Genomic DNA, 18,299 nt, shown 5'->3' with positions numbered 1-18,299 from the left:
CGTATCTCTGGTATGAATGTCAGCAAGAAGACGTATACGAACTATTTCTAGCCGGAGGGAGGTGCAGTACAGTGGCATTACCTGCGAAAAACGCGACGCCTATCACCTTTCGTGAGATGCTGCCCTGATCAGCGCCAGCACTATTGGCGCTTCTATCGAGTGGTTTAATTTCTTTCTGTATGGCTTCCTGGCAGTGACGGTCTTTCCTCAGCTTTTCTTTCCCACACTCGATCCCTCTGCCGGCGCCATCGCGGCCTTCACGACCAACTTTGTGGGCTTTGCCGCCCGCCCCATTGGCGGAGCCTTCTTCGGCTGGTTTGGCGACCGCATTGGTCGCAAGTCTACCCTGGTCGCGACCCTCTTGCTCATGGGCACAGCTACGATCTTGATGGGCATTTTGCCAGGTTACGCGGAAATTGGGATCGCGGCCCCCATCCTGCTCTCGCTGCTCCGCTTCCTTCAAGGTATGGCCCTTGGTGGAGAATGGAGCGGCTCAATCCTCCTGTGTATGGAACATGGTGATGATCAGCGGCGCGGCTTCTGGACAAGCTGGCCACAGACAAGCGTGCCTATTGGCCTGGCCCTCTCCGCGCTGGCTGTGCTGCTCTTTCAGCAGCTCTATCCAGGTGAGGCCTTCACCAGCATCGGCTGGCGCATCCCCTGCCTCATGAGTTCTGCGCTGATAATCATTGGTCTGTACATCCGCTTGCATATCCCAGAGACTCCAGCCTTTCAGCGTATTAAAGGGGCGCAGCAGATCGCTAAGGCGCCCCCACTTGAGGTTCTTTATTCTCACTGGCGCGAGGTTTGCCTGTGCGCCCTGCTCCGTTCAGCCGAGAATGCCCCCTTCTACCTTTTTACCGTGTTTGTGCTCTCTTATGGGGCCACCGTCATCCAGCTAGATCCCAGCCTTCTCTATACCGGGATCTTCTTTTCAGCAATCATCACCTTCGTCACCATACCTATTTTTGCCCTCATCTCTGACCACATTGGACGCAAGCGCTGGTTCATGTTGGGCGTGGTTCTTATGGCGCTCTTCGCTGTTCCTTATTTTGCCTTGCTTCAATCTAGAAATCCGCTCCTGGTGGTCTTCGCCATCGTTTTCTCCATCGGCATCTGCATTAGCTGGCTCTATGGGCCGGAGGCAAGCTTGATCGCGGAGCACTTTGGCCCCCGTTTGCGCTACAGTGGCGCCTCACTGGGTTATCAACTGGCTTCTATCACAGCAGGAGGGCCAGCGCCTATCATCGCTACCTACCTCCTCTCACTCCACAGCCCGCTTACTACTGGCCTTCCACCTTATATATTCATTGCCTTCTATATAGTGAGTATGGCAGTCATCTCCCTTCTGGCCGCCCTCCCACTCAAAGAGTATGCTGGCCAACAACCTGCGGATGACTGAGACACGAAACAAGCTTCTAGCCCACAGGCTACCTAGTGGAGATCTGGTGTCGCCTCACGCGCCACCGAGAGAAAATTTTGGATAAGCCTGGAATGAGCATCGCTCCGCCAGGCCACACCCATCTCCGTTATAGGCGCTTCACCCTCCAGTTCGCGATAGACCACGCCCTGGCTACGAATATTTTGCGTCGAGAGGGGCACCAGGGAAACGCCAATGCAAGCAGCAACCATACCCACAATGGCATGCATCTGCGTGACCTCCTGCACAACATTGGGCGTAAAACCATAGCCCAGGCATAGCTTCATGAGATACACATGATAGCCCGACCCCTGTTGACGCGATTGCAAGACAAAGGGCTCCTGTGCCAGCAAAGCTCCTGGAATTCGCTCATAGGCTGCCAACAGATGCTGCTCTGGCAGGACACAGACAATGGGTTCGCGCCGCACAACCTGTACGCTTACCCATGGTGCGTTAATAGGCAGGCGAATAAGTCCAATCTGGATGGCACCCTCCTCTAAAGCACGCAATTGCTCATGCGTCGTCAATTCACGCAGGGCTACCTCAACCTGCGGGAAGCGCTCACGAAACAGATGCAACATCAAGGGCAAGACATCATACGTACTAGAGCTAATATAGCCAATAACAAGCCGCCCTGCCTCGCCTCGGTGCGCCCTCTGGGCAGCCTGCTTTGCCTCCTGCACCTGGATAAGTACCTGCCGGGCCGCATCAAGAAAGACGCTACCCGCATCCGTTAATTCTACAGAGCGCTTCGTCCTCCGGAAAAGAGGGAAGCCCAGCTCCTCCTCCAACTGCTGAATCTGCTGACTCAATGATGGCTGCATAATTGCTAAGCGCGCTGCGGCCCGCCCAAAGTGCAGTTCCTCAGCAACAGCCACAAAATAGCGTAAATGCCGTAGTTCCATTCTCGTACCCCCCCTCTCATAGATTTTACCTATTGATCTTACCAGATTTATCTATTGGACGCATATACATTGAGAATTTTATACTTAAATAACCACAGCGTATGCAAAAGCACTTATTAAAACACACATGGGAGATCTCTATGCCCTATAGCTATGAACAAGATACTGGATCACATATGCATGTTAAAGCATCTTCGCCTGCGGCCCCAGTCCAGGAACCGCATTATACAGCCGTCGAGACCAATAAAGACCTTGAGACATCATCCCCTTCAGTCAATAAATGGATCATTCTGGCTCTGGCCGCATCGTCCAGCTTTATGACGACGCTTGATGGTTCTATTATCAATATTGGTCTGCCTACTATCGCACGTACCTTTCATACCGGTATCAGTGGATCTACTGAGTGGATCATCATTGGTTATCTCGTTATCATTGCCGCGACCCTGCTTACCTTTGGCCGGCTGGCTGATATCCTTGGGCGCAAGCCTATTTTCCTGGCGGGATTGGCTATTTTTGTCCTGGGATCAGCGCTCTGCGGACTGGCGCCCTCGCTGCTCTTTCTGATTATTGCGCGGCTCTTCCAGGGCATTGGGGGTGCGCTGATATTCTCCGTCAATATCGCTATGATTACCAGTACCTTTCCTGGTAACAAGCGGGGACTGGCCCTGGGGCTGAACGCAGTTGTGGTCTCGCTGGGAGTCGCCCTGGGCCCTACCCTTGGGGGTATTATTACGCAGTACCTGACCTGGCGCTGGATCTTCTATGTCAACGTTCCCGTTAGCCTGCTCATTATCCTTGCTGGCTGGCGCTTTTTTTATGAGCCACACCCCGAGAGCAAGCGACACGAGCGTTTCGATCCCCTGGGCGCACTGGTACTGGCTATTGCTCTTGCTTCACTGACCCTGGGCCTCTCCTTTGGCCAGGAGTGGGGCTGGACCTCTACCGCTACCTTTCTCGCCTTTGGCACAGGCGTTGTTATGCTGGGCCTGGCTATCCTGGTCGAGTCACACGTGGCTCATCCCATCTTAAACCTGGAACTGCTGACCAATCGCACTTTTGTCTTCGCCAACATTAGCTTCATGCTCTGTATGATGGCCCTCTTCGCGCCTGGCTTCCTGCTCCCCTTTTACTTTGAGCAGTTGCGCGACTTCTCGACGATCCAGACTGGCCTCTTGCTTACGCCACTGCCACTCACCTTCGCCTTCGCGGCTCCCCTCAGTGGCACATTGGCGGACCGCCTGGGATCACGCTGGCTCTCGCCCATTGGCCTGACTATCGCCTGCTTTGGCCTCTTCTTGCTCAGCCAGATGAACGCGCAGAGCCCCCTCTGGGATATTCTCTGGCGCCTCGCCGTGACCGGCATTGGCCAGGGCATCTTTCAGTCGCCTAACACACGCACCATGATGAGCGCGGCTCCCCTCCACGCGCAGGGTGAGGCATCTGGCCTGCTGGCGACTGCACGCGTGATCGGCCAGAGCCTGAGCGTTGCCCTGACTGGCACGGTCTTTGCCGCCCTGGGTGGTACGCTTGCGGGCACACTGCTCTCCTCGCCCCAGGCCCACAACTTCTCGCCAGCCCACATCGAGGGCCTACAACACACCTTTGAGCAGGGCTTTCACGCGGCCTTTCTCGTCTGCGCTGGCTGCGCCGCTATTGGCATCTTCACTGCCCTGGCCCGTGGCAGCCAGTAAACATTTTGCTGATCATAGTCTACAGTGTCCAGTTGGTAAATGTCCTGAAATGCGAGCAGACGTGAGGGAAGGCTCCCGCATCCACTTCCTGGGAAAGCAGGAGCCCTCGGGCGGTATTACGACCGTGTTACCATCGGTTCCAATGCACTACTTGTTCTAGTGACACGCGTGGACCGGGACGAAAGTTGGTGCCTAGCGTATAGGCTACCGGAATGAGTGCTGCCTGCATGATCTCATGGTGAGGAATACCCAGCAATTGTGCTACCTCGTGCTCACAATAGGGACTGAGCGTGGTCCAGCACGTCCCTAGACCACGCGAACGGGCGGCAAGCATGAAGCTCCAAACGGCAGGCAGAATCGATCCCCAGGTATTTGCCTGCTCAAGAATTGAGGCTCCTTCAGTTCGACCATGGATACAGGGGATGACGAGCGCAGGTACCTTGTCTAAGTGCTCTATCAGGGCGTTCAGCCCCTCAAAGGTTTTGTCGGTGATGTGTTCACCGCGCCTGGCCCTGGTGAAATTCGCACCAGGCAGATGTGCGGTAAGCATTGGCTGGGGCAGTTCCGGTCCACGCCAGTATACTTCGGCCAGGGCCCGGCGCTGCTCGGCATCCGTCACAACAATGAAGTCCCAGCGCTGGCGATTACGGCCTGTGGGAGCCTGTACTGCTAGTTCCAGGCACTCCCGAAGCACCTCTGGTTCTACTGGTCGCGTCAGATCCAGGCGTTTACGAACTGCGCGGGTGGTAGAAAGCAAGGCATCTGGTAGAAGATCGAGTTGTGGCATACACTTGTTCTCCTTCAATATTACTTATGGGAATTTCCAGACATGTTAGGGAAGAGCATGACGGTCAAGAAGAGACCCACACTCGCAAGACCGATGATCAGAAATGAGATATTCGCGGCATTGATGTACCCTGTTCCTTTCGCGATTGATGCGAAGAGTACCCCAAGTACGGCAACTCCAAGCGCATTAGCAATTTGCTGCGTCGTCGAGAATACGCCCGAAGCTGCACCAACGTGCTTGTGGTCAATCCCCTCCAGCGTCTTCGTCAATAATTGGGACATGAGGACGCCATTTCCGCTACCGACAACGACAGAAGCTAGCAGCAATGGCACGATACCATACAGCGACACCAGGAAACGCACAACTAGGAAGACACAGAGATAACCAACCAGAATCAGGATTGCGCCAAGGGGAAGTGTTCGATTCCCCAGGCGACGGATGATTCCGGCAGAAGCTAGAGAAGTGAGTAGAAATGCGATTCCCATGACCATCACAACGAGACCTGATTGTACAGGTGTATAGTGCAAGCCATCCTGTAAGTAAAAGGGGAGCACGAGCAGGATACCGCCAAAGAGTGTGTTACTGAGCAGGATTGAAAGAAGGCCCGCAAGGAAGGCACGCTCGCGAAAGAGCGAAAGTGGTACGAGCGGAGATTTGCCACGCCTGGTTAGCTGCTGCTCATAGAGCGCAAAGACGACAAGGAGGAGCAGGCTCAGTGCCAGACACACAAAGCTCCAGAGCGGCCAGCTTTCATTCCCACCTTCGATAAGTGGATACACAAGGAGAAAGAGCGCCAGAAAGAGAGTGGCAACTCCTCCTATGTCAATCTGAAGTGCTGATGATGGATGGGACTCTCGGACGAGAAGCAACGCAGCCAGGAGGGCGAGAATCCCGATTGGCACATTGACCAGGAAGATGCTGCGCCAACCCAGGTCCAGTATATTTGTCGCCAGGAGAAAGCCTCCAATAACTTGTCCCAGAACTGAGGCCAGGCCAATGGTAATGCTGAAAGCGCTAAAGGCGAGCGCTCGCTCATATCCTTGGAAGTTGATTTGGATGAGTGCTAGCACCTGTGGAGTCATCAGTGCCGCCAGGATGCCCTGGAGCAGCCGAAAGAAAATCAAGAGTGCAGGGGTGGGTGCAAAACCACAGAGAGCAGAACTGAGCGTGAAACCTGCTACGCCAATCAGAAACAGGCGCTTGCGCCCATAGATATCACCTAATCTCCCTCCGGTTACCAGAACCACGGCATACCCCAGCGTATAGCCAGCGATGATGAACTGTACCTCCGCAAAGGTCGCATGAATATTGCTCTTAATTGAAGGAACAGCAATATTAACGATAAATGTGTCAAGCGCGTTCATAAATGTCGCGAGTAGTACCACAGCGAGCATCAGCCAGCGGCGCATGCTCTTCTTTTGTACTCTTCCTTCCACCTGAAGTGGTTGATCTTGTATTTGTTGTGTCATGAAAATGAGCACCATCTCTTTCCTTTTTCATGCAAATGGTATTCGCATTATTCTTTATTTTGGACTGATCGATCAGTCCAAAATAAAGAATAAAAAAAATTGAGAGGCTAAGAGAGCACTGAAAGCGCTACAGAGGCAACATCGCGCACCTGTGCAGCATCCCGAGTAGCCTTGGCAGTAATATTCAAGCTTTGCAGCGATGCCGTGAGAAAGCGAGCCAGGGTGATCAGGTCGCGTTGCGTCTGGAGGTCCCCTTGCTCGTTAGCACGGAGTAAGGCCCGGTAGAACGCCTCTTGCGTGCGGGCGACGCTCGCTGCAACAAACTGGGCCACTTCGGGATCATGGGGAGCCAACTCAATCGCGGTGTTGACGATGAGACAGCCTCGTGGAGGTATCGTCTGCCCAAGCTGTTGCACCGTAGCGCGAAAAACACGGATAATGGCTTCTTTCCCTGATCCAGGTTCCTCCAGAACTCCAATGGTAGACGCGCTAGCTCGTTCCTCGTACCGCTTGAGAGCCTCAAGGAAGAGCGTATGCTTATCCCCGAAGGTGTCATATAAGCTCTGGCGCTTGATACCAAGATATGCCAGTAAATCATTGATAGAAGTCGCTTCATAGCCACGACTCCAGAAAAGCTCTATCGCCTTGTCAAGCATCTGCGTACGATTAAAGGTTTTAGGTCTCGCCATTGTGTGTTTGCCTCCCTGCAAATACTATACTCGTTTTGGACCGATAAGTCAAGTATAGAGAAAGTTGGCCACGAGTGTTGGTATGCATGCACAACAGGCAAAGAAACAGCGCGCAGAGTCGATCAACATCACGAGTGCTCTCGCTCGGCTTTGCGAAAGCACTCCAGCATCATCCCCTGACGGCAGTGTACGAGTCTGCATGGACCTATGGGCAACAGCCTTCTGCCCTGCAGCTACAAATTATGCAGCTTGGGCAACACATCGCGGGCGTAGCTCTCGATAAAGGCGAGTTGATCTGGGCCGCCAGAGTGGAAGATGATGTGATCAAAGCCCAGTTCGATGTACTGTTTGACAAACTTCACGTGGTCCTCGGGATTGGAGGAGAAGCAGCCCATCTTCTTGAGCGTATCCGCGCCAACCACCTCGCCATTCTCCTGCGACATCTTAGGCGTATAGATCTTCTGATCGAAGAGTGCCGGGACATGTGCGCCCGCCCAGTATTTCAAGCGCGACTGAATCTCCGCCTCGGGGTTGTTGGAATAGCCTATTGTTAGCTCAAGCCAGCGCGGCATACGCTTGGGGTCTTTTCCAGCCTCACGAGCGCTCTCTTCAAAGCTTTTGATGATCTCCTGATAGATCTCCGGCTGCTTGCCTCCTACAGACCAAAGGCCATCGCCATATTTGCCCGCGAATTGCGCGCTATGGGGCACCAGGGCTGAAACGATAATGGGAATTGGACCGGTCGGCGGCGTGTATAGCCTGGCCTTATTTGTGTGATAGTATTTCCCCTTATAGGTTACAGGCTCGCCGGTCCAGAGAGCGCGGATCAATTCGATGGCCTCGGCCAGGCGGTCACGACGTTCCGTGTACTCGGGCCACTGCCCGGTCGCGGCAAATTCGTTAAGCGCCTCGCCAGTGCCTACGCCAAGAGCGAAACGCCTGGGGGCGAAATGGGTGACGGTGGCGGAGGCCTGGGCGATAATCGACGGATGATAGCGTAGAATGGGGCAGGTCACACCTGAACTAAGGGTAATGCGCTGCGTTTGGGTCGCGACCGCGCCAAACCAGGTCCAGGTAAAGCAGGCCTGGCCCTCCTCGCTCCAGGGGTGAAAGTGATCACTGGCGTCTAACATATCAAAACCCGCTTTGTCAGCGGCGATGGCATACTTCATAAGCTCAACAGGTGGATACTGCTCAGGGCCTGCCTTCCAACCAAACTGTACCATGATGCTTCCTCTTTCCAGATGGTCTTCTTAGCGCCGATAGACGCACCAAAGGGGACTTCTCCTTAAAGAGACACGAAGCAAATTTTTCTTGCGTATACACTTCTGCCATAGAAATCTACAATTGCACTATTTAAAATGTTAGATCCATATAGATGTTGAGCTTCTATCAGCATAGTCGCCTTCATCGATGCTATAATGCTTCTGAAAAATACTATTGCGGCATGCAGAAAGCTAGATAGCCGACGCTGCTAAAGCACGCGTCGGGTCACTCACGAAAGAAGAGGTATTGTTTTTCATGGCTCTAAAATTTGGCGTCTCCCTCCCTCAAGGATGGACAATGGACCTGGCAGGTATCAAAGATCCCGTTGAGGCATACGAGACAATGACCCGAGTCGCGCAGATCGCCGACGAAACTGGCTTTGACTCAGTCTGGCTCGTCGATCACTTTCATACCATTCCTCGCCCCTCACAGGAGGTCACCTTTGAGTGCTGGACAAGCACGGCCGCCCTGGCGCGTGATACTAAACGCGTGCGCATCGGCCAGATGGTGACGTGCAATGGCTATCGCAATCCAGCCATTCTCGCCAAGATGGCAAGCACGGTAGATGTACTCAGCCATGGGCGCCTGAACTTCGGCATCGGCGCGGGCTGGTATGAGCATGAGTATCGCGCCTACGGCTATGAGTATCCCGACGCCCCCGAACGCCTGCGCATGCTGCGCGAGGCCGTCCAGGTCATCAAGAATATGTGGACGCAGGAGGAGGCTGTCTTCGAGGGAAAATACTATCAGGTGCGCGGCGCAATCAACCAGCCTAAGGGCGTACAGAAGCCTCACATTCCTCTGCTGATTGGTGGCGGTGGAGAAAAGGTCACGCTAAAGCTGGTCGCTCAGTATGGCGATGCCTGCAATGTCGGCGGCGATATAGCAACCATTAAGCATAAATTCGACGTCATTAAAGACCACTGCGCAAATGTGGGACGCGACTACGAGAGCATCCATCGCACTACAACCACGTTCTGTTCCCTCGCCGAGACCGATGCGGTTGCTCTCGCCCAGGTTCCCGATTTTGTGAAGAACCAGTTCGGAGATCGCATCAATAACGCCCTTATTGGCAGTCCTGCCACCATTCGTCAGCGCTTGATGGAATATGAGGAGGCTGGCGTCCAGGAGCTCATTATCGGCTTCCTGGATCGCACCAACCTCAATTCTATCCGTAACTTCGCTCAGGAGTTCATCTCCTAACTTTCCTTCTCCTGAAAGCTTCTCAGCGCCGGAGGCGCTGTACAGAGTAAGGGGAGGATGGGCAGGGCAATTGCCCTGCCCATCCTCCCCTTACTCTGTACAGCCAAAATCCTCCTACAAACCACAACAGGTGGCGAAGTGTCCCGAAAAATCATAAACTACAACTGAAGCATTCTAAATCTAAAAAAGGAGTTAGCATAGTGACAGATAGCATCTCAGGGCTCACCAATAGTCGTATTCATTGCTTGCTCTTTGACCTTGGCAATACCCTTTGGCAGCGCACCTCCTACGATCAGATCGCTCCACTGGAATTTGCCGCAGATCAACATGCGATACACCTGCTCCGCCAGGCATATCCCTCGTTCTCCATTCTTAAAGAAAACGATGAGGAGTCAGCCCTCGTGCTCCGGCGCACACTCCTGACGCAATTTGCGCTCACCATAGAAAAAGATCCATTGACCGAGCCCGAGGGAGCCACTATAGTACAACAAGCCCTTAAAGCTTTAGGAGTTCCAGAGGCTGACCTGGCCTTCTGTCAGACCATCTTTGACACTATGCAAATCAACCTTGCGCAAGCACGTGTGCTCTTCGAAGACGCTCTCGCAACACTGGATGAACTGCAGCAGCGCCACTTCCAGTTCGGCGTGGTCACTAATCGCTATTGGGGAGGCAAATCATTCCACGAAGATATGCGCACCATGGGCCTGCTTAAATATTTCGATCTCGATACCGTTATGGCCTCCGCTGATTTACATATACGCAAGCCCAATCCCGCTATTTTCCAGCTTGCTCTCCAGGCATGTAACACGACAGCAGAGACAAGCATCATGATCGGCGATTCGCTCGTCTCTGATGTCGCAGGTGCGCAGCAGCTCGGCATCGTTGCCGTCTGGAAACCCTATAACTACGCGGAAATCGCAAGCTACCTGGCTGAGAACGAAGGGATCTCTGTCGCCGAATACAACCGTGCTCAACTTCTCTTACTCAGAGAGCAGGGCATTGTCGCGCCCTCAAGCGACTACCTGCGCAGAGACGGGGTCACTTACCTGGAGCACTTCAGCAAGAAGCATATCCGCCCGCAACTCATCATTAATCACCTGAGCGAACTACTGGAATGGATATAAAGAAGGTCATGGCACACTTACACCTCCTCAACTTGAAATTAGTATAAATTATGTAGTTAATCCCATGTGCAAGTTCTTTCTGGTAGGAGGTGTGGTGTGTGCTGGTGGCTGGCGGCCACCAGCACACACCACACCTCCTACCCCAACGAGCACCGCAGGCACGAGTGGTCACGCTAAGAACATGCACATCGCGTTAGCTATTGTCAATAGCTTTTTGCTTTTCGGTAGAGCCACATTAAATGGTGACGGCCTCCTTGTTCGAGTTCATTTTCACAAGTTTTTCTGCGTTCTTCACCAGATCGTGTGGCTCTACCGCTTTTTCTTCCCCTGAGTTTGTGAATGTCAGTGCGTCTACCTCAAACCATCGAAATGGTATCCCCAACCAATAATCAGCTCTCTCTTTAATTCCTCCATTAATTCCTCGGTAATTCTGAATGATAGTTCGTAGGGTATGTGAAAATAACTTACCAGGCATTTGTGGATGTACTACGATGAAACGATCAGCTGGCCCTTCTCCTTCTGGTTTTCCAGCAAAATTATAGTCTTCACATACACGATCTAATAATCCTAAACCGGAATCAACTCTCTCAACATGAGAAGCAGTAGAAAGAGCTCTAATAGCATCTTCTTCTTCTATTTCCCAGGTCTTGAAATACCACTTTGAATTGTCAACCTCGAGTTGATAGTCATCAAGAACAGATAAGAAGGTTTCATACAAGATAACCCTGTCTGTAGCTGTTTTCTGTTGACCCTTCTTATTTGCAATTTCTGTTTGTTGTAAAGTCATAATGTCCTCCTGGTTTTTTTCTAGTATAACTTATATATGAGCCTAATAGAAGCGACAATTTTCTATAAATCCATGGTTTCTTGTGTGGTCTAATCCTCTATTAATTGATATAAGATTTCACTAGTACTGAGAGGGACAACCTGCTCCACGTGGGCGAGCAGCCGCTGCACCTTTTCCTGATTCGTCTTTTGCGTCCGTGTGGCGATGGCATGCTCGACCTGTTCGGCCTGCCGAAGCATGTGCTCCGTTGTGGTCAAGAGGCGGTGGTAGAGCTCTTTCTGCTGTACCAATTTCTCTTCTCCTTTACGACGCAAGAGCCGATGGAGCGATTGAGCCACTCGTCGTGCTGAACGGAGCCGACTGCGACACATCTGTTTGACCTGTTTGATTTCTCCTTCGACTGGTCATCCTGTGCTTCCTTCTTTCTAGACCCCCTGAATGGTTACGAAAATAAATTAAAATTGCTGGGAGAGAATGGACCCTGACAACCAGAGGCTGTCAGGGTCCATTCTCTCCCAGCAATAGTTTACAGGCTGTGCGAGGGCTGGGGCAAGGTGGGGGAATACAAGGATTCCTGCAAAAATGGATCATTTCGACAAGAGCTGTTTTTCCTTGGATGCTATCGCAGCTAACTGCGCATTAAGTGCGATAAATGGCCAATGGAGAACAAAAACACTTCTCTGAGATCCTGCCAAAATCAGCATTTTTTACACATTAGGTGCGATAAACAATGCGAGGAGGTGGAACTTCTGCCAAATGGCCCAATTTTGTAGAAATCCTTGTACTCCCCCAAGGTGGTAACAAAATTTGCGATGATGGCCTGCACCTCGTCTAACCTGCCCTGGAAGAAGTGGTCGGCATCCTGCACGGTGACGATGCGTTTGGGGGCTGGCACTTGCTCAAACCACTGCATCGCGGCCTCATAAGGCGCCTGGTCATCCCTGGTCCCGTGGATAAACAGCTTGGGTTTGTGACAACCGGCCAGGGGATTGGTAGCGCCGAACCAGCGCGCGGGTACGCCCAGGCCCATCATGGCCTGGACACGGTCGTCAATAGACGCGACCTTGAGTCCAACAAATGCACCAAACGAGAAACCAGCCAGGATCACTGGCACCCCAGGATACTTGCGGCTCATAAAATCGAGAGCATAGCGCACATCATCCATCTCGCCGCGTCCCTCGTCATATGTCCCACTGCTATGGCCAACGCCACGGAAATTGAAACGGAGTGAAGGGATGTCGTTGGTCTGCATGACTTGTGCTACTTTGAAAACGACTTTGTTATGCATCGTGCCGCCAAATAGAGGATGACGATGGCAAACAATGCTGGCATAAGCTGGCTTCTGGCCATCATCTACGGGCTTGAGTATGCTTTCAAGATACCCACTAGGTGTCTGTATATTGATATGCAAAATCTGGTTTACCATAGACATTATCCTTTTAAGGCTACGTGTATCGCTTCATCTTTTCCGACTTATCAGCTGCATAGAAAGTGTTATGAACGGAAAGAGCAGTGACTCATCAAGAGAGTAAAGCGATGAAGCATGAGAACGGTAAAGGCCAGCAGGTGAAGACTGGCCAGCATCTCAGGCAAGCGTTCATAATCGCGTGCCAGGCGACGAAAACGAGTCATCCAGGCAAATACGCAGATCGTTGACAATGGCCTCAAAGACGCCATTTCTGAGCCAGCGTTACATCTGTTGATAGACCTCAGCCCAAGGCGGCAAGTTGTGAGGCATCATGCGCCATTGCGCTCCGGTGTGCACAATCTAGCGCAAGCCGTTGAACACCTCACGCAGGTCGTGCTCTCGTTGTGGCGCTTCTTTGGTCATCAAGGTCAGGTAAGGAGCCACAAAACTCCATTCTTCATCGTTTACATCGCTGGGGTATGCTTTTCTTTCCATACTCCTAGTCTAACTATTGTTCATAACAACCTCTAGTACTACAGCCTCACTTAGCGAGGTATGTATGTTACGAAGTGGCTTCGTAGGCTTCTTCTTTGTAGAAGGCTTGTAACGTGGTAGTGAGCTTGTGGAGCCACCCCACGTTTTAAGTGGGACTGTAGTACTAGGCATCCTTGACACAGTCATAAAGACAAAAAAGCCACAGATAGTTTCTATCCTCATTGGTATGAATAAAACGCTGAATCAAGGTTTAGAACCAATGCAGGCATGTTTTATCCATAGACTCTGCCTGGCAGTAATGATAGCGCCAATGAGGAACGTAGCAGTATGGGCTTCGGGCATTCGCCCAAAGCCCATACATACTCTCTATTTCTGCCTCCACAAGACAACTGCCAGCCAGGCAGCATTGAGCATCATGGCACACACCCCACACAACAACGTATAGCGTACACCTATAACTTCGGCAAGCAGACCCGCTAGCAGGGCGCCCAGTGGCCCAATCCCGTTGACGAGAAAGTTAATGGCAGCATTAACACGTCCCAACTGGTGCGCGGGAATCTGCTGCTGGCGCAGACTAATCTCATTGATCGAGAAGAACACATACCCAATGTCGCCCATCTGCGCCAGCGCCAGCAACGCGAAGGCCAGCGAGGGACCACCAAAGGCCAGCGGGGTCGCAAGAGCGGTCAGTTTACCCACAATCAAGCCATAGAGCAGGGCTCGCCGCGCGCCATAGCGCCGAATAAGCGCAGGGGCAAGAAACGAGCCTATCAGCGCGCTGACGCCTCCCACGGCAATCAGAAGCCCATAGAGTACAGGACTCAAATGCAGATCACGCAGCACAAAGATGGTGTACAGCGCGAAAACGCCAGCACAAAAAGCCTTGAGCGTGTCATAGATCGCCAGGGTGCGCAGAAGCGGATAGGCGAAAAGTATTCTCAGTCCACTCCGCATATCTTCCCACAGCGAGACGCGCTCCTCAACGACTGGCACCGACTCTATCTCTCTAGAGCGAATCAGGCCAATGCTCAAAGCAGAGAAGAGAAAGCTCAGCGCGTCAAAGAATACCGCCAGGGGCGCGCTTAACCACTGAATCAGCACGCCAGCCAGGGGTGGCCCGGCCACCTCGGCCAGAGAGTCACTGGTCCCAAGCTTACTGTTCCCCTCAACCAATTGCGCATGGAGCACGACCTGAGGGAGAAAGGCTTGATAGGCCGTATCAAAGCAGATCGTGAGCGTGCTTGTAAGAAAGGCAACCAGCAACAATTGGAACAGCGAAATCTGCCCAAACAACACCGCTATAGGCAAGCTAAGCAACAATAGCGCCCGGCCCATATCGGCCAGCACTAGCATGGGACGGCGTGGCAGGCGATCAACCCAGGCACCTATTGGTAGACTAAAAAGCAAGGTAGGCAGGCTGGCGAATAGAGAGAGCAACCCAACTTGTAAAGGCGTGGCCCCCAGAAGCATGATAGCGATAAATGGGATGGCCGAACCAGTAATGTGTGAACCAAGCAAGGAGACAGTCTGGCCACTCCAGAGCAAACCAAAAGCCCGGTTGAGCCAGAAAGAACGGGGCGCGACCACCTCAGGAACCTGTTCGTCTGTTTGTGGTACAGCGGGAATATCATGTGAAGCCATACAGCGGCTACCTCCATAATTTGTGGTGAAACATTGAGAAATGAATAGGAGGTATGGAGGTGTAGCCAGAAAATAAGGATACGGCGCGCTCGGATAGTGAGACAGGGGGAAGATGGATCTAGAGGAATGACTCCACCTCAGATCCAGAAGGTGAAACATAGAAAACAAACACACAATCAAACCAACGATTGTGCAACCCAAACAAAACACCTGTTAGCTGCTAAAAATGCTTCCCTCACGCCGCGGCTACACCCGGGCGCGAGTGATGAAGATGGTACCCATCGGGGCACCTCGCTTTCGTCTAGAATATCGCTATTATAGTGACACACAAGCACATCTGTCAACATATACAGTGAGCTGATTGGGCGATTTGCCCAATCAGCTCACTGTATATGTTTCTTCAGTAGCCTCGTACGCCAGTAGCAAGCCCGCTACTGGCGCTCCAGGGCGATCACAGGAATCTTGCGTGTGGTCTTCTTCTCGTAGTCACCAAAGCCAGGCATACGCTCCACGATTCCTGCATAGAGCCGGTCGCGCTCTTCGCCAGTGACTTCAATGGCCGTCGCCTCAAACTCTTCGGTGCCTACCTCAAGCTTCACCTGGGGATGAGCCACAAGGTTATAATACCAGTCAGGATTGGTAGGGGCACCAGCCTTGGAGGCAAAGATAATGTAACGTTCCCCATCAGGCAGATACGCCAGGGGATTCACGCGCTGCTTGCCGCTCTTCGCTCCAGTTGTGGTCAACAAAAGCAGTGTGCCACCCGCAAAAGGGCCACCCACCTTCCCGCCATTCGCACGGAACTCCTCAATGATCTTGCTATTCCAGTCATTTGCTCTTACTTCAGCCATCTGAACTCCTACTATTATTTCGATGCGTGTATAACTCTGTGATAAAGAGCGCTAACACCATTCTATCGACAATATGCACAACATATGGGAATCGCTTTGCCCCTCCACAAACACTGGGGCTTATGTGGGCAAAAATACATTTACCAATAAAGAAACACTGTATTCCTTCAAATAATTCCCAAATGGTCTTTTGGGTCAGCTAAAGAGTATGAGTAGTTTACGTTCCTCTTCTGAGATCCGCAGACGTGTATTCCTGGGAATAGGGTAAATCTCTGCGCGCTCCCATAATGGGCCAGTGACGCTGGTACCACTTCCTAGTTGGACGCCACGCTCACGTAAGGCATTGAGTAATTCGGCCGCATGGAAGAGAAAGATAGAATCAATCAGCCAGGGATTCGCAAAGCTCGGCGTGGTAGTCTCTGGTCCCGTAAACACCAGATAATAGTCTGGAAGAGCATCCACCTTGATGTTCATTTGCCCATCGCGCCTGGGATGCCACTGGACATCGACCGTCTGGCCCGCGAGCGGACCCGAGGTAAAGCGTCCATCATAGCCCCGACGTTTCCCCGATTCATCAAGTTCTATATGAAAGATAGTCGCAGCGATATATTCGGCCACATTCCCAACCTGGGCCGCGTGTCCAATCAATGTGGCAATCTTACCATCAATAGTATTTCTCGATTTCAGCAGGCTTGCAAGCCATGGTAGGTCACTCAACAAGATACCTCCCTTTGAGTTCACTTAGATATGGGACATAGTCACTCTTATTGTACGCACAAGCCACGTTCAACTACTACAAGCTGCTTTAAGTAGTGCTTCGCCTCGGCAAATCGCATACTATGTTCACATGTTAGCCTGCGAGAATACAAGAAAGAGTGATATTACTATTCTGGTAATATCACTCTTTCTGTTATGAGCAAAAGTGCTCTATATGGAGAAGCGCTCGCCCTCCAGGTAAGGACGGGCCGCGGCGATAACGGGATCCTGCATAAAATGCTGTTGCATTTTCTCTCCGCGTAATGCATTATCCAGCGCGGCGATGATCATGGTCTCGTCGAGTACCAGGTAGCGATGTCCAACTGTACCTGTTGTTGGATTAACGGCATCATAAAATCCATATGGACCGTACAGCGAGGGATAGCGCACGAGCAGCTCCTCAAGATTTTTAAAGGCATCCTGGGGTGCCACCTTCAACGCAAGGAAGGAAGCATGCGGCGTCACTGCTGTTTCGTCATAGGGACAACAATTGCTATTGGATGCCAGGGCGTGTGCTCCATATGCCAGGTAATTCCCGGTATCATCAGGCGTGCTGGCTGGCGAGAGACCCCAGACGGGATAATGCAACGTCTGCTTAGCGTAGGCGATCTGCGCCTGGGCATAGCGCTGATCATTCAAGCCAAAGCTGTGCTTTCCCCAGGTAGTCTCGGGGATGATCAGATTATTCATCAGGCCTTCGAACATGCTCCCGCCCCAACTGGGAACAAAGTTGATGTTATTGGAGCTGTAGTGGCCCTCGAAGATGGTGAATGGCTTGCCTGACTGGGGATCGGTATACGTCTCATTGGAGCCCTGCGGAGGCTGACCCTGCCAGGTGAAATCAGCGGGTAACGTGCGCCAGGTGCGCCACCAGACATCGCCGGGCATCTTATGGGTGCCAATACCAATGTATGCAGCAATACGCGTTTCGGCATTGAGCATACCATAATGGAAGGTAGCGGGTCCCTGGTCAGCATTATACCCTCCATACATCTGGCCAGCGGTAATATTCGTACTCTGGTCACCATTGTCGTAGAAGATGCCAAAGTCCATTGCGTCAAACAGCGCTGTGGCCCGCTGCGCCAGCTCGGGGAAGGCCTGGCGAACCAGAATTAGGCCCGTTGCATACCAGCCATTGTCAACTGTAGAGATAAAGGCGCCCTGTACTGGCTGCCCCTCCTGGTCGCTTCCGCCAGGTCCAGATATCCTATGACCAGTACCAGTGTCGTACCAGCTAAAAAGGAAGCCTTGCCATTTACTCAGCTTCTCAACCTCGCTCAAGGTCGCGTTAGCCCTCTGAAGGGCCTGCTTATGTGAGATAAAGCCGAGATCCTCGCCCGCGACAACGCTCCAGAAGTAAACCCCTATATTGGTTGGCGAGGTATAGGCACCCCGCGCGGGTGCTCCATTAAAGCCAATGTTGTCGAGTGGCAAATGCGTATTGGGGTCAAGATCAGCATCGAAGAAGCGCCATGTCTGAGCCGCTATAGCGTAGAGGGCCGCGCGCTGCGCGCCATTTAACTCTCCAGAAGACGCCGCATCGCGCGTAGCAGCATGAGCCACAGGCGCCAATAAGCTCCCCATGGCAAGAATGAACGCTAAGAGCATACCAGAAGTCAAACGCAGTGATTTCAAGTTCCTTCTCTCCTCTCATCTTTGAGACGATTCCGTTCTTTGCTATTACCAAGTATAGATATATGCATCTAACACGTCAATGGCTGCATGCTATTTATCTCGGCTCGCAAGCTCGCCTCAGGATAAGGGTCATGGGCGTGTAATGCGGGTACTGCCCGCATTACACGCCCAT

The 18,299-nt window shown here is 52.3% G+C and carries 17 protein-coding genes and 1 pseudogene; 4 read left to right on the top strand and 14 right to left on the bottom strand.

Annotation, left to right across the window (positions count from 1 at the left end; all coding sequences use genetic code 11):
• Nucleotides 1-124: 124 nt before the first annotated feature.
• Nucleotides 125-1,402 carry an MFS transporter gene (locus JMJ16_RS47960; protein WP_307813442.1) on the top strand — a complete coding sequence of 426 codons (1,278 nt, stop codon included), beginning with the start codon at nt 125-127 and terminating at the stop codon, nt 1,400-1,402.
• Nucleotides 1,403-1,434: 32 nt separating this feature from the next.
• Here the strand turns inward: JMJ16_RS47960 and JMJ16_RS47955 are convergent, their stop codons facing one another.
• Nucleotides 1,435-2,325 carry a LysR substrate-binding domain-containing protein gene (locus JMJ16_RS47955; protein ID WP_201393190.1) on the bottom strand — a complete coding sequence of 297 codons (891 nt, stop codon included), beginning with the start codon at nt 2,323-2,325 and terminating at the stop codon, nt 1,435-1,437.
• 140 nt (nt 2,326-2,465) lie between these two features.
• Between JMJ16_RS47955 and JMJ16_RS47950 the strand changes: the two genes are divergently transcribed.
• Nucleotides 2,466-4,016, top strand: a complete 1,551-nt coding sequence (locus tag JMJ16_RS47950) for an MFS transporter (protein WP_236602044.1) — start codon at nt 2,466-2,468, stop codon at nt 4,014-4,016.
• A 127-nt stretch (nt 4,017-4,143) separates the two neighbouring features.
• Here JMJ16_RS47950 and JMJ16_RS47945 read toward each other — a convergent pair whose 3' ends face one another.
• The 4 genes from JMJ16_RS47945 to JMJ16_RS47930 form a co-directional block, all read right to left on the bottom strand.
• Nucleotides 4,144-4,803 (bottom strand): nitroreductase family protein, encoded by a 660-nt coding sequence (locus JMJ16_RS47945; RefSeq protein WP_201393188.1) that lies wholly within the window; start codon nt 4,801-4,803, stop codon nt 4,144-4,146.
• Nucleotides 4,804-4,823: 20 nt separating this feature from the next.
• Nucleotides 4,824-6,272: an MFS transporter gene (locus JMJ16_RS47940; RefSeq protein ID WP_201393186.1), complete on the bottom strand. Its 1,449-nt coding sequence runs from the start codon at nt 6,270-6,272 to the stop codon at nt 4,824-4,826.
• 107 nt (nt 6,273-6,379) lie between these two features.
• Nucleotides 6,380-6,961 carry a TetR/AcrR family transcriptional regulator gene (locus JMJ16_RS47935; RefSeq protein ID WP_201393184.1) on the bottom strand — a complete coding sequence of 194 codons (582 nt, stop codon included), beginning with the start codon at nt 6,959-6,961 and terminating at the stop codon, nt 6,380-6,382.
• 233 nt (nt 6,962-7,194) lie between these two features.
• Nucleotides 7,195-8,187, bottom strand: a complete 993-nt coding sequence (locus tag JMJ16_RS47930; protein WP_201393182.1) for a TIGR03557 family F420-dependent LLM class oxidoreductase — start codon at nt 8,185-8,187, stop codon at nt 7,195-7,197.
• 295 nt (nt 8,188-8,482) lie between these two features.
• Here JMJ16_RS47930 and JMJ16_RS47925 point away from each other — a divergent pair, with 295 nt between their 5' ends.
• Both JMJ16_RS47925 and JMJ16_RS47920 read left to right on the top strand, forming a co-directional pair.
• Nucleotides 8,483-9,430 carry an LLM class F420-dependent oxidoreductase gene (locus JMJ16_RS47925; protein WP_201393180.1) on the top strand — a complete coding sequence of 316 codons (948 nt, stop codon included), beginning with the start codon at nt 8,483-8,485 and terminating at the stop codon, nt 9,428-9,430.
• A 200-nt stretch (nt 9,431-9,630) separates the two neighbouring features.
• Nucleotides 9,631-10,554: an HAD family hydrolase gene (locus JMJ16_RS47920; protein ID WP_201393178.1), complete on the top strand. Its 924-nt coding sequence runs from the start codon at nt 9,631-9,633 to the stop codon at nt 10,552-10,554.
• A gap of 235 nt (nt 10,555-10,789) precedes the next feature.
• Here JMJ16_RS47920 and JMJ16_RS47915 read toward each other — a convergent pair whose 3' ends face one another.
• From JMJ16_RS47915 to JMJ16_RS47875, 9 genes and pseudogenes are all read right to left on the bottom strand, one after another.
• Nucleotides 10,790-11,341: a hypothetical protein gene (locus JMJ16_RS47915; protein ID WP_201393176.1), complete on the bottom strand. Its 552-nt coding sequence runs from the start codon at nt 11,339-11,341 to the stop codon at nt 10,790-10,792.
• 89 nt (nt 11,342-11,430) lie between these two features.
• Nucleotides 11,431-11,631, bottom strand: a complete 201-nt coding sequence (locus tag JMJ16_RS57660) for a hypothetical protein (RefSeq protein ID WP_201393174.1) — start codon at nt 11,629-11,631, stop codon at nt 11,431-11,433.
• 407 nt (nt 11,632-12,038) lie between these two features.
• Nucleotides 12,039-12,767 carry an alpha/beta hydrolase gene (locus JMJ16_RS47905; protein ID WP_201393172.1) on the bottom strand — a complete coding sequence of 243 codons (729 nt, stop codon included), beginning with the start codon at nt 12,765-12,767 and terminating at the stop codon, nt 12,039-12,041.
• A gap of 68 nt (nt 12,768-12,835) precedes the next feature.
• Nucleotides 12,836-13,000 carry a transposase gene (locus JMJ16_RS47900; RefSeq protein ID WP_201393170.1) on the bottom strand — a complete coding sequence of 55 codons (165 nt, stop codon included), beginning with the start codon at nt 12,998-13,000 and terminating at the stop codon, nt 12,836-12,838.
• A 34-nt stretch (nt 13,001-13,034) separates the two neighbouring features.
• Nucleotides 13,035-13,244, bottom strand: a pseudogene (locus JMJ16_RS47895) (transposase); the annotation flags it as partial.
• A 366-nt stretch (nt 13,245-13,610) separates the two neighbouring features.
• A complete protein-coding gene (locus JMJ16_RS47890; RefSeq protein ID WP_201393169.1) occupies nt 13,611-14,885 on the bottom strand; it encodes an MFS transporter in 1,275 nt (424 codons plus the stop codon).
• A gap of 431 nt (nt 14,886-15,316) precedes the next feature.
• A complete protein-coding gene (locus JMJ16_RS47885) occupies nt 15,317-15,736 on the bottom strand; it encodes a nitroreductase family deazaflavin-dependent oxidoreductase (RefSeq protein ID WP_201393167.1) in 420 nt (139 codons plus the stop codon).
• Nucleotides 15,737-15,931: 195 nt separating this feature from the next.
• On the bottom strand, nt 15,932-16,453 hold the full coding sequence (locus tag JMJ16_RS47880) for a hypothetical protein (protein ID WP_201393165.1): 522 nt from the start codon (nt 16,451-16,453) through the stop codon (nt 15,932-15,934).
• A gap of 210 nt (nt 16,454-16,663) precedes the next feature.
• Nucleotides 16,664-18,127, bottom strand: coding sequence for a glucoamylase family protein (locus JMJ16_RS47875; RefSeq protein WP_201393163.1), 1,464 nt, complete (start codon nt 18,125-18,127; stop codon nt 16,664-16,666).
• Between the last annotated feature and the right edge of the window lie 172 nt (nt 18,128-18,299).

It is taken from the genome of Ktedonobacter sp. SOSP1-52, from assembly GCF_016587395.1.
This window is presented reverse-complemented; position numbering and strand designations above follow the sequence as displayed.

What these genes read in the sequence shown, in the direction of transcription:
- JMJ16_RS47930 (WP_201393182.1), bottom strand. Translation starts at nt 8,187, where the DNA reads ATGGTACAGTTTGGTTGGAAGGCAGGCCCTGAGCAGTATCCACCTGTT.
- JMJ16_RS47915 (WP_201393176.1), bottom strand. Translation starts at nt 11,341, where the DNA reads ATGACTTTACAACAAACAGAAATTGCAAATAAGAAGGGTCAACAGAAA.
- JMJ16_RS47945 (WP_201393188.1), bottom strand. Translation starts at nt 4,803, where the DNA reads ATGCCACAACTCGATCTTCTACCAGATGCCTTGCTTTCTACCACCCGC.
- JMJ16_RS47955 (WP_201393190.1), bottom strand. Translation starts at nt 2,325, where the DNA reads ATGGAACTACGGCATTTACGCTATTTTGTGGCTGTTGCTGAGGAACTG.
- JMJ16_RS47935 (WP_201393184.1), bottom strand. Translation starts at nt 6,961, where the DNA reads ATGGCGAGACCTAAAACCTTTAATCGTACGCAGATGCTTGACAAGGCG.
- JMJ16_RS47905 (WP_201393172.1), bottom strand. Translation starts at nt 12,767, where the DNA reads ATGGTAAACCAGATTTTGCATATCAATATACAGACACCTAGTGGGTAT.
- JMJ16_RS47885 (WP_201393167.1), bottom strand. Translation starts at nt 15,736, where the DNA reads ATGGCTGAAGTAAGAGCAAATGACTGGAATAGCAAGATCATTGAGGAG.
- JMJ16_RS47950 (WP_236602044.1), top strand. Translation starts at nt 2,466, where the DNA reads ATGCCCTATAGCTATGAACAAGATACTGGATCACATATGCATGTTAAA.
- JMJ16_RS47940 (WP_201393186.1), bottom strand. Translation starts at nt 6,272, where the DNA reads ATGACACAACAAATACAAGATCAACCACTTCAGGTGGAAGGAAGAGTA.
- JMJ16_RS47925 (WP_201393180.1), top strand. Translation starts at nt 8,483, where the DNA reads ATGGCTCTAAAATTTGGCGTCTCCCTCCCTCAAGGATGGACAATGGAC.
- JMJ16_RS47890 (WP_201393169.1), bottom strand. Translation starts at nt 14,885, where the DNA reads ATGGCTTCACATGATATTCCCGCTGTACCACAAACAGACGAACAGGTT.